Raw genomic sequence first — 16,884 nt, forward strand, 5'->3', positions numbered from 1 at the left:
AGTTACACGCTGAATAAAAAACAGGTTGGCTTAGCCAACCTGTTTTTTATTACTTAATCTAAATTCGGCCCAAGCCATTTTTCCGCTTCTTGTGCATTCCAACCTTTACGTTGCGCGTAATCTTGCATCTGATCTTGCTGAATTTGTGCAATGGCAAAATAACGAGAATCAGGATGCGAGAAGTACCAACCTGACACCGAAGCACCCGGCCACATAGCGTAACTGGTGGTTAAAGACATATCGATGGTCTGCTCAACTTGTAACATCTCCCACAAGGTGCCTTTTTCCGTATGCTCAGGACACGCTGGATAGCCCGGTGCTGGACGTATACCTTGGTATTTCTCACGGATCAAATCATCGTTCGACAACTCTTCGTCAGCAGCATAACCCCAAATTTCTTTACGAACTTGCTGATGCAAATATTCCGCAAAAGCCTCAGCAAGACGATCAGCCACCGCTTGGATCATGATGGCGTTGTAATCATCGCCTTGCGCTTTATATTGGTCTGCTAATTCTCGCTCACCAATTCCGCCTGTCACGGCAAATGCACCGATCCAATCTCGTTTACCACTCTCTTTTGGTGCAATGTAATCGGACAAGCAGTAGTTATAACCTTTGGGCTTTTCGGTTTGTTGACGTAAGTGATGAAGAACATGAGCAACCTCGGTGCGCGATTCATCGCGATACACTTCGATATCATCCCCCACACTCGCGGCCGGGAATAAAGCGCAAATACCGCGAGCCTTGAGTAGCCCTTCTCGCTCAACTCTATCAAGCAATGCATTAGCATCATGGAACAAACTTTGCGCTTCCTCTCCCACCTCTTCGTGTTCAAAAATCGTCGGATATTTACCCATCAATGACCATGTCATGAAAAATGGTGTCCAGTCGATGTAACGACGAAGGGTAGCCACATCAAAATCATCAAACACATGTACGCCCAATTTAGCCGGAACTGGCGGCGTATAGTTATCCCAATCGATAACCGCTTTATTTGCCCTTGCCACTTCTAATGAGACAGGCTTAGTTCGGGGGGTTTTACGGTGATGTTGATCACGCGTGCGTTCATAATCGAGGTTTAATTTTTCCACAAAAGCAGGACGTAACTCATCAGAAAGAAGCGAAGAACAAACGCCTACTGCGCGCGAAGCATTATTCACGTACACAACAGGCTGGTGATAATTTTGCTCAATTTTAACTGCGGTATGTGCTTTAGAGGTGGTTGCTCCGCCAATCAAAAGCGGTAATTTAAACCCTTGTCGCTCCATTTCTTTAGCGACGTGCACCATTTCATCTAAAGAGGGAGTGATGAGGCCGGATAACCCAATGATGTCGACATTCTGTTCTTTCGCGACTTTGAGGATCTGCTCGCATGGCACCATAACGCCGAGGTCAATGATTTCGTAGTTATTACACTGCAAAACGACGCCAACGATATTTTTGCCGATGTCGTGTACATCCCCCTTAACTGTGGCAAGAAGGATTTTGCCATTATTGGAACCCGCTTGCTTAAGCGCGTTGATGTAGGGCTCTAAATGCGCAACGGCTTGCTTCATAACGCGCGCCGATTTCACTACTTGCGGCAGGAACATTTTCCCTTCGCCAAAGAGGTCGCCGACCACGTTCATTCCATCCATGAGAGGCCCTTCGATCACATCCAATGGGCGAGTGGCATTTTGACGAGCTTCTTCTGTATCTTCAACAATATACTCGGTGATACCTTTGACCAACGCATGCTCTAAACGTTTTGCGACTGGCCATGAACGCCATTCCAGCGCACTGGCATCCTCTTCCTTACCGACACCTTTGTTCGCATATTCAGCCGCAATATCCAGTAAGCGTTCAGTGCCATCGCTGCGGCGATTGAGAATGATATCTTCGACTGCTTCACGCAGTTTCTCAGGCACGTTATCGTAAATCTCAAGCTGACCAGCATTGACGATACCCATGTCCATGCCGTTTTTAAAACAGTGATAAAGGAATACAGCATGGATCGCTTCACGCACATAGTTGTTACCGCGAAAAGAGAAAGAGACGTTGGAAACCCCGCCGGAAATCATCGCATGGGGTAAATTACGTTTGATATCAGCCACGGCTTCGATAAAGTCCACAGCATAATTATTATGCTCATCAATACCAGTCGCAACCGCGAAAATATTGGGATCAAAAATGATATCTTCAGCAGGGAAACCAACCTCATCAACCAAAATTCGATAAGCTTTGGTACAAATTTCAAGTTTTCGCTCACGGGTATCCGCTTGGCCTACTTCATCAAACGCCATCACGATCACAGCAGCACCATAGCGGCGAATGAGTTTAGCTTGTTCAACAAACTTCTCTTTTCCCTCCTTGAGGGAAATCGAGTTCACAATCCCTTTGCCTTGAATGCATTTGAGACCTGCTTCAATCACCTCCCACTTAGAAGAATCAACCATGATTGGTACTTTGGAAATATCCGGCTCAGAAGCGCATAAATTGAGAAAGCGGACCATGCAAGCTTGCGCATCCAACATCCCTTCATCCATATTGATATCGATGATTTGTGCACCGTTTTCGACCTGCTCTCGAGCAACATGCAGCGCCTCATCATACTGCTCATCTTTGATTAAACGCTTAAAACGCGCAGAACCAGTGACGTTAGTTCGCTCACCTACGTTGATGAATAAGCTCTCTTTGGTAATCGTCAGCGGCTCTAGACCGGATAGACGACAAGCCACTGGAATATCGGGTAACGCTCTTGGTTTCACACCTTCGACCACTTTTGCCATTTGTCTAATGTGCTCAGGAGTGGTTCCACAACAGCCACCAACAAGGTTCAAGAATCCCGCTCGCGCCCATTCCCCGATGTGCTGCGCCATCTCATCAGCTTCAAGATCATACTCACCGAATGCGTTAGGCAACCCCGCATTGGGATGAGCCGAGACATAACATTCAGAAATACGTGATAGCTCTTCAACGTATTGGCGCAATTCATCCGGACCGAGTGCGCAGTTCAAACCAAATGAGATAGGCTCAACGTGTCGCAGTGCATTATAAAAGGCTTCGGTTGTTTGCCCAGAAAGCGTTCGACCAGAGGCATCGGTGATTGTCCCTGAGATCATCACGGGCAGTTTGTAACCCAACTCTTCAAACACACAATCCACCGCAAAGGCACAGGCTTTAGCATTTAAAGTATCGAAAATGGTTTCAATCAAAATTAAGTCGCTGCCGCCACGAATTAAAGCACGTGTTGATTCTGAGTAAGCTTCAACTAATTGCTCAAAGCTGATATTTCGAAACCCAGGGTCATTCACGTCAGGGGAGAGCGAGCAAGTGCGGTTTGTTGGCCCTAGCACTCCCGCCACGTAACGAGGTTTATCAGGCGTTTTCGCCGTCCATTCGTCAGCAGCTTGGCGTGCAAGATTTGCAGCAGCGAAATTGATCTCATTGCTAATGGCTTGCATATCGTAGTCGGCCATTGCGATGCTCGTCGCGTTGAAGGTATTCGTCTCTAGGATATCAGCACCTGCTTCCAAGTAAGCACTATGAATTTCTTTGATTAACTGAGGCTGCGTCAAGACGAGAAGGTCATTATTTCCTTTCAGATCGCTTGGCCAATGGGCAAAGCGATCTCCGCGATAATCTTGCTCTTCCAATTTATAGCTCTGAATCATGGTGCCCATGCCACCATCAATCAATAATATTCTCTGTTGCAATTGAGCTTCAATTTGACTTCTAACTTCTCTTCCCACAGTACAGCCTCATTCCTTTTGGTTATTCGCTCATCCTATCATATAACCATTAGAAATCTAGACGTCTAAACTTCACTTTAATTATCGTTTGATACATCTGCAATCATGGCTAAAAAGTGTTTGCTATTTGTACATCATCCAAGGAGAATTTCATTCATATTTTGTTACACGACGAGAAAACAATGTCTGTCTATTACACTTTATGCTTCCTATCAGGAGCAGCAATGTTGATTGCCTTTCTAAACAGTAAGATAGGCAATATGCAAACCACTATCGCCATTACAGCAGGATCGATGATGTTGTCATTATTGATCTTAGTTGCAGGTCAAAATGATTGGTTTCATCTAACTCAAATAGCGACAGAAACCGTCAACAGTATTAACTTTGAAAATTTTCTGCTCAAAGGAATACTCGGTTTTCTACTTTTCGCTGGTGGCCTAGGCATCAAATTACCCAACCTAAAAGATCAGAAATGGGAAATCGCGGTTCTTGCGCTAGGCGCAACGCTATTTTCAACCTTCTTCATCGGTTTTGGGCTATACGCCTTCTGTCAATTTATCGGTATTCACTTCGATCTCGTTTACTGTCTGCTATTTGGTGCACTCATATCACCAACAGACCCAATAGCCGTATTAGCTATTGTTAAAAAGTTAAATGCACCAAAACGTATTTCAACCCAAATCGAGGGAGAATCGCTCTTTAATGATGGTTTTGGTTTGGTTATCTTTGTCACTATTTTCACTATTGCATTTGGTACAGAAGCACCAACCATAGGTAGTGTAACTATGTTGTTTATTCAAGAGGCAATGGGGGGCATCCTGTATGGCCTAGCTCTTGGGCTATTATTCCACTACCTCATCAGCGCCACCGATGATCACTCAATGGAACTGCTTTTAACCATTGGTATACCGACTGCTGGCTATGTTTTTGCAGATGTTATTCATGTTTCCGGACCTTTAGCTATGGTTGTATCAGGGATAATGATTGGCAACTGGACACGCTTCATTGGCTTTTCAAAAGAAAGTGAAGAACACCTTGACCACTTTTGGGAATTGGTTGACGAATTTTTGAATGGTGTGCTCTTCCTACTTATCGGTATGTCGATGCTACTTTTCAAATTCCATGAAGAGGACTGGATATTGATGGCTTTCGCCATTCCTCTTGTCTTATCTGCTCGCTATCTAAGCGTTTTTTTCTCTTACATCGGCTTCAAGCGTTACCGCTCCTACAATCCATGGTCAATAAAGATACTAACTTGGGGAGGGCTACGAGGTGGGCTAGCACTAGCAATGGCACTTTCTATCCCATCTGGCATATTAGTTATCCCAGACAAGCTTATTGATGTAAAAGAGATAATCCTTGTTATGACATACGCTGTCGTGGTGTTCTCAATACTTATTCAAGGTTCAACAATTACCCCATTGATAGATAAAGCAAAACAAGCTGAAAAATCGTCAATGTAGAAAGAAAACTGTCAGTAATGACTGATCAAACCAATTTTACCTCTAGCCGATGTTCTAGAACATCGGCTTTTGCTATCTTTACTTTGTTACTCCTCTCTCTATATCTACTGTAATACCAATTTAAAAAAATATGATCTAATTAAGGCTGTTGAACTATGGTGAAATATCACTATGGATAGCTTTAGTAACACTTATTTAAAAAGCTGGCGAACCCTATTCAAATGAAGGTGTGATGATGGCTCTCGCACACCCCAAAGAAAGTCATTCATGTACACAAATAATCACACAATAGCTTAAAGTCAGCCGAACAAGTTTGAACAAACAGGTTCAATGATTATTGAAGAAGGACGCCAAGTAAAACTACGGACCGGTAAGCGAGCCCTAGCTAATCAGAGTGTTACGAATTACAAGGAGTGAGTATGTAAGTATGCGTGGAATTGATTTTTAGAAGACGGCACTGAGAGTGATAAAAAATAAAATGCTATTTTACTCAAACGAAAAAAGCCCAGCTATTACTAGCAGGGCTTCTTAATAAGTGGCGGAGCGGACGGGACTCGAACCCGCGACCCCCGGCGTGACAGGCCGGTATTCTAACCAACTGAACTACCGCTCCGCAGCGTGTCTGGTTAGACAATATTCAAAGCCTGGCGATGTCCTACTCTCACATGGGGAGACCCCACACTACCATCGGCGCTGTTGTGTTTCACTTCTGAGTTCGGCATGGAATCAGGTGGGTCCACAACGCTATGGTCGCCAAGAAAATTTCTTAATTCGGAAAGCTGTTTCGTTCTCATTCACACATTCAATGTTCTTCCATTGAGTCCACAAAACCCCTTCGGTGTTGTATGGTTAAGCCTCACGGGCAATTAGTATTGGTTAGCTCAACGCCTCGCAGCGCTTACACACCCAACCTATCAACGTTCTAGTCTCGAACAACCCTTTAGGACACTTAAAGTGCCAGGGAAGACTCATCTCAGGGCTCGCTTCGCGCTTAGATGCTTTCAGCGCTTATCAATTCCGAACTTAGCTACCGGGCAATGCCATTGGCATGACAACCCGAACACCAGCGGTTCGTCCACTCCGGTCCTCTCGTACTAGGAGCAGCCCCCTTCAATCTTCCAACGCCCACGGCAGATAGGGACCGAACTGTCTCACGACGTTCTAAACCCAGCTCGCGTACCACTTTAAATGGCGAACAGCCATACCCTTGGGACCGACTTCAGCCCCAGGATGTGATGAGCCGACATCGAGGTGCCAAACACCGCCGTCGATATGAACTCTTGGGCGGTATCAGCCTGTTATCCCCGGAGTACCTTTTATCCGTTGAGCGATGGCCCTTCCATTCAGAACCACCGGATCACTATGACCTACTTTCGTACCTGCTCGAACCGTCATTCTCGCAGTTAAGCGGGCTTATGCCATTGCACTAACCTCACGATGTCCAACCGTGATTAGCCCACCTTCGTGCTCCTCCGTTACTCTTTGGGAGGAGACCGCCCCAGTCAAACTACCCACCAGGCACTGTCCGCAACCCCGATGAGGGGCCTACGTTAGAACATCAAAACGACAAGGGTGGTATTTCAAGGTCGACTCCACGCAATCTAGCGACTGCGCTTCTAAGTCTCCCACCTATCCTACACATGTAGGTTCAATGTTCAGTGCCAAGCTGTAGTAAAGGTTCACGGGGTCTTTCCGTCTAGCCGCGGGTACACTGCATCTTCACAGCGATTTCAATTTCACTGAGTCTCGGGTGGAGACAGCGTGGCCATCATTACGCCATTCGTGCAGGTCGGAACTTACCCGACAAGGAATTTCGCTACCTTAGGACCGTTATAGTTACGGCCGCCGTTTACCGGGGCTTCGATCAAGAGCTTCGACCTAAGTCTAACCCCATCAATTAACCTTCCGGCACCGGGCAGGCGTCACACCGTATACGTCATCTTGCGATTTTGCACAGTGCTGTGTTTTTAATAAACAGTTGCAGCCACCTGGTATCTGCGACTCTCGTCAGCTCCATCCGCGAGGGACTTCACCAATAAGAGCGTACCTTCTCCCGAAGTTACGGTACCATTTTGCCTAGTTCCTTCACCCGAGTTCTCTCAAGCGCCTTGGTATTCTCTACCCGACCACCTGTGTCGGTTTGGGGTACGATTGCTTATAATCTGAAGCTTAGAGGCTTTTCCTGGAAGCAGGGCATCAATGACTTCACTGCCGTAGCAGCTCGACGTCGTGTCTCAGCCTAACAAGAAACCGGATTTACCTAGTCTCTTAGCCTACGCACTTGAACCAGGACAACCGTCGCCTGGCCCACCTAGCCTTCTCCGTCCCCCCATCGCAATTATAAGCAGTACGGGAATATTAACCCGTTTCCCATCGACTACGCTTTTCAGCCTCGCCTTAGGGGTCGACTTACCCTGCCCCGATTAACGTTGGACAGGAACCCTTGGTCTTCCGGCGGGGAGGTTTTTCACCCCCCTTATCGTTACTCATGTCAGCATTCGCACTTCTGATACCTCCAGCATGCTTTACAACACACCTTCAACGGCTTACAGAACGCTCCCCTACCCAATACAGTAAACTGTATTGCCGCAGCTTCGGTTTACTACTTAGCCCCGTTACATCTTCCGCGCAGGCCGACTCGACCAGTGAGCTATTACGCTTTCTTTAAATGATGGCTGCTTCTAAGCCAACATCCTGGCTGTCTGAGCCTTCCCACATCGTTTCCCACTTAGTAGTAATTTGGGACCTTAGCTGGCGGTCTGGGTTGTTTCCCTCTCCACGACGGACGTTAGCACCCGCCGTGTGTCTCCCGGATAGTACTTACTGGTATTCGGAGTTTGCAAAGGGTTGGTAAGTCGGGATGACCCCCTAGCCTTAACAGTGCTCTACCCCCAGTAGTATTCGTCCGAGGCGCTACCTAAATAGCTTTCGGGGAGAACCAGCTATCTCCGAGTTTGATTGGCCTTTCACCCCTAGCCACAAGTCATCCGCTAATTTTTCAACATTAGTCGGTTCGGTCCTCCAGTTGATGTTACTCAACCTTCAACCTGCCCATGGCTAGATCACCCGGTTTCGGGTCTATATCCAGAGACTGAAGCGCCCAGTTAAGACTCGGTTTCCCTACGGCTCCCCTATTCGGTTAACCTTGCCACTGAATATAAGTCGCTGACCCATTATACAAAAGGTACGCAGTCACACCACGAAGGTGCTCCTACTGCTTGTACGTACACGGTTTCAGGTTCTATTTCACTCCCCTCACAGGGGTTCTTTTCGCCTTTCCCTCACGGTACTGGTTCACTATCGGTCAGTCAGTAGTATTTAGCCTTGGAGGATGGTCCCCCCATATTCAGACAGGATAACACGTGTCCCGCCTTACTCGATTTCACTTATAATGATGGAACAGTTACGGGGCTATCACCCTTTATTGCGCCACTTTCCAGAGGCTTCACCTGCATCATTAAAAGCTTAAGGGCTAGTCCAATTTCGCTCGCCGCTACTTTCGGAATCTCTGTTGATTTCTTCTCCTCGGGGTACTTAGATGTTTCAGTTCCCCCGGTTTGCCTCCTTACCCTATGTATTCAGGTAAGGATACGTGCTTATGCACGTGGGTTTCCCCATTCGGAAATCGTAGACTCAAGTGGCTGTTACTGCCTAATCTACGCTTATCGCAAGTTACTACGTCCTTCATCGCCTCTGACTGCCAAGGCATCCACCGTGTACGCTTAGTCACTTAACCATACAACCCGAAGAAGTTTCGTGTTGTAGACAAGTCACCAAGGTTGTCTCTCATTATTTGAATGAGCGAGAGACGTTTGATTTTGCCGGACTCAATTTTGAAAACTTACCGAAGTAAGCTTTCCCAAGAACACTTGAATGTGTTTGGTATCAATACGTTAAACGCATTGATGTTGAGAACTTTTATTTGATAACAACAAACACGTTCGTTGTTATCAGTCAGCTTTCTAAATTGTTAAAGAGCGAGTGGTATTCCTAACGGAATGAATCACTTTCTAATGACTTTCAGAGTCAAACAGACCAACCAGTTCAATTACTTAATCTGGTTTGGCAATGTGCATCCAAAAATCCTTAGAGAGTGGTGGGCGATACCGGGTTCGAACCAGTGACCCCCTGCTTGTAAGGCAGGTGCTCTCCCAACTGAGCTAATCGCCCACATGTTTTTTCACATTTCTTGTGGAAGAAATGGTGGAGCTAAGCAGGATCGAACTGCTGACCTCCTGCGTGCAAGGCAGGCGCTCTCCCAGCTGAGCTATAGCCCCACATGTTTTTTCACATTTCTTGTGGAAGAAATGGTGGGTCGTGCAGGATTCGAACCTGCGACCAATTGATTAAAAGTCAACTGCTCTACCAACTGAGCTAACGACCCCTTTACTTCACAACGAAAGTGGTATCCCGTAGGGGAGTCGAACCCCTGTTACCGCCGTGAAAGGGCGGTGTCCTAGGCCTCTAGACGAACGGGACACTAAGTAAGAATGTTTGGGAACATCCTCGTCTCTTAAACTGTATAAACCATCAATCTGTGTGGACACTCATCAGTGTAATCTTCGCATAAGGAGGTGATCCAGCGCCAGGTTCCCCTAGCGCTACCTTGTTACGACTTCACCCCAGTCATGAACCACAAAGTGGTGAGCGTCCTCCCCGAAAGGTTAAACTACCCACTTCTTTTGCAGCCCACTCCCATGGTGTGACGGGCGGTGTGTACAAGGCCCGGGAACGTATTCACCGTAGCATTCTGATCTACGATTACTAGCGATTCCGACTTCATGGAGTCGAGTTGCAGACTCCAATCCGGACTACGACGCACTTTTTGGGATTCGCTCACTATCGCTAGCTTGCTGCCCTCTGTATGCGCCATTGTAGCACGTGTGTAGCCCTACTCGTAAGGGCCATGATGACTTGACGTCGTCCCCACCTTCCTCCGGTTTATCACCGGCAGTCTCCCTGGAGTTCCCGACATTACTCGCTGGCAAACAAGGATAAGGGTTGCGCTCGTTGCGGGACTTAACCCAACATTTCACAACACGAGCTGACGACAGCCATGCAGCACCTGTCTCAGAGTTCCCGAAGGCACACCTGCGTCTCCGCTGGCTTCTCTGGATGTCAAGAGTAGGTAAGGTTCTTCGCGTTGCATCGAATTAAACCACATGCTCCACCGCTTGTGCGGGCCCCCGTCAATTCATTTGAGTTTTAATCTTGCGACCGTACTCCCCAGGCGGTCTACTTAACGCGTTAGCTCCGAAAGCCACGGCTCAAGGCCACAACCTCCAAGTAGACATCGTTTACGGCGTGGACTACCAGGGTATCTAATCCTGTTTGCTCCCCACGCTTTCGCATCTGAGTGTCAGTATCTGTCCAGGGGGCCGCCTTCGCCACCGGTATTCCTTCAGATCTCTACGCATTTCACCGCTACACCTGAAATTCTACCCCCCTCTACAGTACTCTAGTGAACCAGTTTCAAATGCGGTTCCGAGGTTGAGCCCCGGGCTTTCACATCTGACTTAATCCACCACCTGCATGCGCTTTACGCCCAGTAATTCCGATTAACGCTCGCACCCTCCGTATTACCGCGGCTGCTGGCACGGAGTTAGCCGGTGCTTCTTCTGTCGCTAACGTCAAATGATGCTGCTATTAACAACACCACCTTCCTCACGACTGAAAGTACTTTACAACCCGAAGGCCTTCTTCATACACGCGGCATGGCTGCATCAGGCTTGCGCCCATTGTGCAATATTCCCCACTGCTGCCTCCCGTAGGAGTCTGGACCGTGTCTCAGTTCCAGTGTGGCTGATCATCCTCTCAGACCAGCTAGGGATCGTCGCCTTGGTGAGCCATTACCTCACCAACTAGCTAATCCCACCTAGGCATATCCTGACGCGAGAGGCCCGAAGGTCCCCCTCTTTGGCCCGTAGGCATCATGCGGTATTAGCCATCGTTTCCAATGGTTATCCCCCACATCAGGGCAATTTCCTAGGCATTACTCACCCGTCCGCCGCTCGCCACCCAAGGAACAAGTTCCTCTGTGCTGCCGCTCGACTTGCATGTGTTAGGCCTGCCGCCAGCGTTCAATCTGAGCCATGATCAAACTCTTCAATTAAAGTTTTGTTGGTCCTAAGACCGGCTCAATGAATACTGACTTCAAAACTGCTCTTACTCGAAAATAAAAAAGTAATTTTAAAGCTATTGTTGTTCCAACAGAACAACAATGAATTGACTGTGCCAAAATCAAGTAAACTTGATTCTGATTGGTCACTCAGTTCATTGATAAATCTTTTTTGATTATCATCAACGAGTGCCCACACAGATTGATAGGTTTATATTGTTAAAGAGCTTTGCTTTCAGTGCCTTAACACTTAAGCAGGACGCGTATAATACGCTTTCCGCTTCGAAAGTCAACATAAAACTCTCACATTTTCATGAGAATATTATGGTGACTCGTCTCACTGAGACCAGTCGGAATTTAAGCCTGGCGATGTCCTACTCTCACATGGGGAGACCCCACACTACCATCGGCGCTGTTGTGTTTCACTTCTGAGTTCGGCATGGAATCAGGTGGGTCCACAACGCTATGGTCGCCAAGAAAATTTCTTAATTCGGAAAGCTGTTTCGTTCTCATTCACACATTCAATGTTCTTCCATTGAGCCCACAAAACCCCTTCGGTGTTGTATGGTTAAGCCTCACGGGCAATTAGTATTGGTTAGCTCAACGCCTCGCAGCGCTTACACACCCAACCTATCAACGTTCTAGTCTCGAACAACCCTTTAGGACACTTAAAGTGCCAGGGAAGACTCATCTCAGGGCTCGCTTCGCGCTTAGATGCTTTCAGCGCTTATCAATTCCGAACTTAGCTACCGGGCAATGCCATTGGCATGACAACCCGAACACCAGCGGTTCGTCCACTCCGGTCCTCTCGTACTAGGAGCAGCCCCCTTCAATCTTCCAACGCCCACGGCAGATAGGGACCGAACTGTCTCACGACGTTCTAAACCCAGCTCGCGTACCACTTTAAATGGCGAACAGCCATACCCTTGGGACCGACTTCAGCCCCAGGATGTGATGAGCCGACATCGAGGTGCCAAACACCGCCGTCGATATGAACTCTTGGGCGGTATCAGCCTGTTATCCCCGGAGTACCTTTTATCCGTTGAGCGATGGCCCTTCCATTCAGAACCACCGGATCACTATGACCTACTTTCGTACCTGCTCGAACCGTCATTCTCGCAGTTAAGCGGGCTTATGCCATTGCACTAACCTCACGATGTCCAACCGTGATTAGCCCACCTTCGTGCTCCTCCGTTACTCTTTGGGAGGAGACCGCCCCAGTCAAACTACCCACCAGGCACTGTCCGCAACCCCGATGAGGGGCCTACGTTAGAACATCAAAACGACAAGGGTGGTATTTCAAGGTCGACTCCACGCAATCTAGCGACTGCGCTTCTAAGTCTCCCACCTATCCTACACATGTAGGTTCAATGTTCAGTGCCAAGCTGTAGTAAAGGTTCACGGGGTCTTTCCGTCTAGCCGCGGGTACACTGCATCTTCACAGCGATTTCAATTTCACTGAGTCTCGGGTGGAGACAGCGTGGCCATCATTACGCCATTCGTGCAGGTCGGAACTTACCCGACAAGGAATTTCGCTACCTTAGGACCGTTATAGTTACGGCCGCCGTTTACCGGGGCTTCGATCAAGAGCTTCGACCTAAGTCTAACCCCATCAATTAACCTTCCGGCACCGGGCAGGCGTCACACCGTATACGTCATCTTGCGATTTTGCACAGTGCTGTGTTTTTAATAAACAGTTGCAGCCACCTGGTATCTGCGACTCTCGTCAGCTCCATCCGCGAGGGACTTCACCAATAAGAGCGTACCTTCTCCCGAAGTTACGGTACCATTTTGCCTAGTTCCTTCACCCGAGTTCTCTCAAGCGCCTTGGTATTCTCTACCCGACCACCTGTGTCGGTTTGGGGTACGATTGCTTATAATCTGAAGCTTAGAGGCTTTTCCTGGAAGCAGGGCATCAATGACTTCACTGCCGTAGCAGCTCGACGTCGTGTCTCAGCCTAACAAGAAACCGGATTTACCTAGTCTCTTAGCCTACGCACTTGAACCAGGACAACCGTCGCCTGGCCCACCTAGCCTTCTCCGTCCCCCCATCGCAATTATAAGCAGTACGGGAATATTAACCCGTTTCCCATCGACTACGCTTTTCAGCCTCGCCTTAGGGGTCGACTTACCCTGCCCCGATTAACGTTGGACAGGAACCCTTGGTCTTCCGGCGGGGAGGTTTTTCACCCCCCTTATCGTTACTCATGTCAGCATTCGCACTTCTGATACCTCCAGCATGCTTTACAACACACCTTCAACGGCTTACAGAACGCTCCCCTACCCAATACAGTAAACTGTATTGCCGCAGCTTCGGTTTACTACTTAGCCCCGTTACATCTTCCGCGCAGGCCGACTCGACCAGTGAGCTATTACGCTTTCTTTAAATGATGGCTGCTTCTAAGCCAACATCCTGGCTGTCTGAGCCTTCCCACATCGTTTCCCACTTAGTAGTAATTTGGGACCTTAGCTGGCGGTCTGGGTTGTTTCCCTCTCCACGACGGACGTTAGCACCCGCCGTGTGTCTCCCGGATAGTACTTACTGGTATTCGGAGTTTGCAAAGGGTTGGTAAGTCGGGATGACCCCCTAGCCTTAACAGTGCTCTACCCCCAGTAGTATTCGTCCGAGGCGCTACCTAAATAGCTTTCGGGGAGAACCAGCTATCTCCGAGTTTGATTGGCCTTTCACCCCTAGCCACAAGTCATCCGCTAATTTTTCAACATTAGTCGGTTCGGTCCTCCAGTTGATGTTACTCAACCTTCAACCTGCCCATGGCTAGATCACCCGGTTTCGGGTCTATATCCAGAGACTGAAGCGCCCAGTTAAGACTCGGTTTCCCTACGGCTCCCCTATTCGGTTAACCTTGCCACTGAATATAAGTCGCTGACCCATTATACAAAAGGTACGCAGTCACACCACGAAGGTGCTCCTACTGCTTGTACGTACACGGTTTCAGGTTCTATTTCACTCCCCTCACAGGGGTTCTTTTCGCCTTTCCCTCACGGTACTGGTTCACTATCGGTCAGTCAGTAGTATTTAGCCTTGGAGGATGGTCCCCCCATGTTCAGACAGGATAACACGTGTCCCGCCTTACTCGATTTCACTTATAATGATGGAACAGTTACGGGGCTATCACCCTTTATTGCGCCACTTTCCAGAGGCTTCACCTGCATCATTAAAAGCTTAAGGGCTAGTCCAATTTCGCTCGCCGCTACTTTCGGAATCTCTGTTGATTTCTTCTCCTCGGGGTACTTAGATGTTTCAGTTCCCCCGGTTTGCCTCCTTACCCTATGTATTCAGGTAAGGATACGTACTTATGCACGTGGGTTTCCCCATTCGGAAATCGTAGACTCAAGTGGCTGTTACTGCCTAATCTACGCTTATCGCAAGTTACTACGTCCTTCATCGCCTCTGACTGCCAAGGCATCCACCGTGTACGCTTAGTCACTTAACCATACAACCCGAAGAAGTTTCGTGTTGTAGACAAGTCACCAAGGTTGTCTCTCATTATTTGAATGAGCGAGAGACGTTTGATTTTGCCGGACTCAATTTTGAAAACTTACCGATGTAAGCTTTCCCAAGAACACTTGAATGTGTTTGGTATCAATACGTTAAACGCATTGATGTTGAGAACTTTTATTTGATAACAACAAACACGTTCGTTGTTATCAGTCAGCTTTCCAAATTGTTAAAGAGCACGATTTTCTAATGAAAACCATTTTTAAAAACACTATTGCTAGTGCACTTAAAGATGGTGGAGCTATGCGGGATCGAACCGCAGACCTCCTGCGTGCAAGGCAGGCGCTCTCCCAGCTGAGCTATAACCCCATCAGGTGTGTGATACTGTGTGCCAATCTTCTGGGATGAAGAATTGGTGGGTCTGAGTGGACTTGAACCACCGACCTCTCGCTTATCAGGCGAACGCTCTAACCACCTGAGCTACAGACCCAGCATCGTCTCTTAAACTGTATAAACCATCAATCTGTGTGGACACTCATCAGTGTAATCTTCGTATAAGGAGGTGATCCAGCGCCAGGTTCCCCTAGCGCTACCTTGTTACGACTTCACCCCAGTCATGAACCACAAAGTGGTGAGCGTCCTCCCCGAAAGGTTAAACTACCCACTTCTTTTGCAGCCCACTCCCATGGTGTGACGGGCGGTGTGTACAAGGCCCGGGAACGTATTCACCGTAGCATTCTGATCTACGATTACTAGCGATTCCGACTTCATGGAGTCGAGTTGCAGACTCCAATCCGGACTACGACGCACTTTTTGGGATTCGCTCACTATCGCTAGCTTGCTGCCCTCTGTATGCGCCATTGTAGCACGTGTGTAGCCCTACTCGTAAGGGCCATGATGACTTGACGTCGTCCCCACCTTCCTCCGGTTTATCACCGGCAGTCTCCCTGGAGTTCCCGACATTACTCGCTGGCAAACAAGGATAAGGGTTGCGCTCGTTGCGGGACTTAACCCAACATTTCACAACACGAGCTGACGACAGCCATGCAGCACCTGTCTCAGAGTTCCCGAAGGCACACCTGCGTCTCCGCTGGCTTCTCTGGATGTCAAGAGTAGGTAAGGTTCTTCGCGTTGCATCGAATTAAACCACATGCTCCACCGCTTGTGCGGGCCCCCGTCAATTCATTTGAGTTTTAATCTTGCGACCGTACTCCCCAGGCGGTCTACTTAACGCGTTAGCTCCGAAAGCCACGGCTCAAGGCCACAACCTCCAAGTAGACATCGTTTACGGCGTGGACTACCAGGGTATCTAATCCTGTTTGCTCCCCACGCTTTCGCATCTGAGTGTCAGTATCTGTCCAGGGGGCCGCCTTCGCCACCGGTATTCCTTCAGATCTCTACGCATTTCACCGCTACACCTGAAATTCTACCCCCCTCTACAGTACTCTAGTGAACCAGTTTCAAATGCGGTTCCGAGGTTGAGCCCCGGGCTTTCACATCTGACTTAATCCACCACCTGCATGCGCTTTACGCCCAGTAATTCCGATTAACGCTCGCACCCTCCGTATTACCGCGGCTGCTGGCACGGAGTTAGCCGGTGCTTCTTCTGTCGCTAACGTCAAATGATGCTGCTATTAACAACACCACCTTCCTCACGACTGAAAGTACTTTACAACCCGAAGGCCTTCTTCATACACGCGGCATGGCTGCATCAGGCTTGCGCCCATTGTGCAATATTCCCCACTGCTGCCTCCCGTAGGAGTCTGGACCGTGTCTCAGTTCCAGTGTGGCTGATCATCCTCTCAGACCAGCTAGGGATCGTCGCCTTGGTGAGCCATTACCTCACCAACTAGCTAATCCCACCTAGGCATATCCTGACGCGAGAGGCCCGAAGGTCCCCCTCTTTGGCCCGTAGGCATCATGCGGTATTAGCCATCGTTTCCAATGGTTATCCCCCACATCAGGGCAATTTCCTAGGCATTACTCACCCGTCCGCCGCTCGCCACCCAAGGAACAAGTTCCTCTGTGCTGCCGCTCGACTTGCATGTGTTAGGCCTGCCGCCAGCGTTCAATCTGAGCCATGATCAAACTCTTCAATTAAAGTTTTGTTGG

2 protein-coding genes, 7 tRNA genes and 6 rRNA genes are annotated in these 16,884 nt (G+C 48.5%); 1 reads left to right on the forward strand and 14 read right to left on the reverse strand.

All coding sequences use genetic code 11. The features are described 5' to 3' along the window. Window positions 1–53: 53 nt before the first annotated feature. Window positions 54–3,731 carry a methionine synthase gene (gene metH / locus N5E84_RS11325; RefSeq protein WP_019282178.1) on the reverse strand — a complete coding sequence of 1,226 codons (3,678 nt, stop codon included), beginning with the start codon at window positions 3,729–3,731 and terminating at the stop codon, window positions 54–56. Between the two features lie 182 nt (window positions 3,732–3,913). Between metH and N5E84_RS11330 the strand changes: the two genes are divergently transcribed. Then, a complete protein-coding gene (locus N5E84_RS11330) occupies window positions 3,914–5,194 on the forward strand; it encodes a cation:proton antiporter (protein WP_026027845.1) in 1,281 nt (426 codons plus the stop codon). A 536-nt stretch (window positions 5,195–5,730) separates the two neighbouring features. Here N5E84_RS11330 and N5E84_RS11335 read toward each other — a convergent pair. The 13 genes from N5E84_RS11335 to N5E84_RS11395 form a co-directional block, all read right to left on the reverse strand. Further along, window positions 5,731–5,807 (reverse strand) — tRNA-Asp (locus N5E84_RS11335). Between the two features lie 29 nt (window positions 5,808–5,836). Beyond that, a 5S ribosomal RNA gene (gene rrf / locus N5E84_RS11340) occupies window positions 5,837–5,952 on the reverse strand. 87 nt (window positions 5,953–6,039) lie between these two features. Then, window positions 6,040–8,930 (reverse strand): 23S ribosomal RNA (locus N5E84_RS11345). A 358-nt stretch (window positions 8,931–9,288) separates the two neighbouring features. After that, window positions 9,289–9,364 (reverse strand) — tRNA-Val (locus N5E84_RS11350). Window positions 9,365–9,395: 31 nt separating this feature from the next. Beyond that, window positions 9,396–9,471: transfer RNA gene (locus N5E84_RS11355), tRNA-Ala, on the reverse strand. Window positions 9,472–9,502: 31 nt separating this feature from the next. Then, window positions 9,503–9,578 (reverse strand) — tRNA-Lys (locus N5E84_RS11360). A 19-nt stretch (window positions 9,579–9,597) separates the two neighbouring features. Beyond that, a tRNA-Glu gene (locus N5E84_RS11365) sits at window positions 9,598–9,673 on the reverse strand. An 88-nt stretch (window positions 9,674–9,761) separates the two neighbouring features. Continuing rightward, window positions 9,762–11,306 (reverse strand): 16S ribosomal RNA (locus N5E84_RS11370). Window positions 11,307–11,673: 367 nt separating this feature from the next. Then, a 5S ribosomal RNA gene (gene rrf, locus N5E84_RS11375) occupies window positions 11,674–11,789 on the reverse strand. Between the two features lie 87 nt (window positions 11,790–11,876). Next, a 23S ribosomal RNA gene (locus N5E84_RS11380) occupies window positions 11,877–14,767 on the reverse strand. A gap of 298 nt (window positions 14,768–15,065) precedes the next feature. Continuing rightward, window positions 15,066–15,141, reverse strand: a tRNA-Ala gene (locus N5E84_RS11385). Between the two features lie 44 nt (window positions 15,142–15,185). Then, a tRNA-Ile gene (locus tag N5E84_RS11390) sits at window positions 15,186–15,262 on the reverse strand. 65 nt (window positions 15,263–15,327) lie between these two features. Further along, a 16S ribosomal RNA gene (locus N5E84_RS11395) occupies window positions 15,328–16,872 on the reverse strand. Together the 16S, 23S and 5S rRNA genes with 7 tRNA genes alongside form the textbook arrangement of a ribosomal RNA operon. Between the last annotated feature and the right edge of the window lie 12 nt (window positions 16,873–16,884).

It is taken from the genome of Vibrio sp. J502 (assembly GCF_025397955.1).
GTDB classification, from domain to species: domain Bacteria; phylum Pseudomonadota; class Gammaproteobacteria; order Enterobacterales; family Vibrionaceae; genus Vibrio; species Vibrio anguillarum.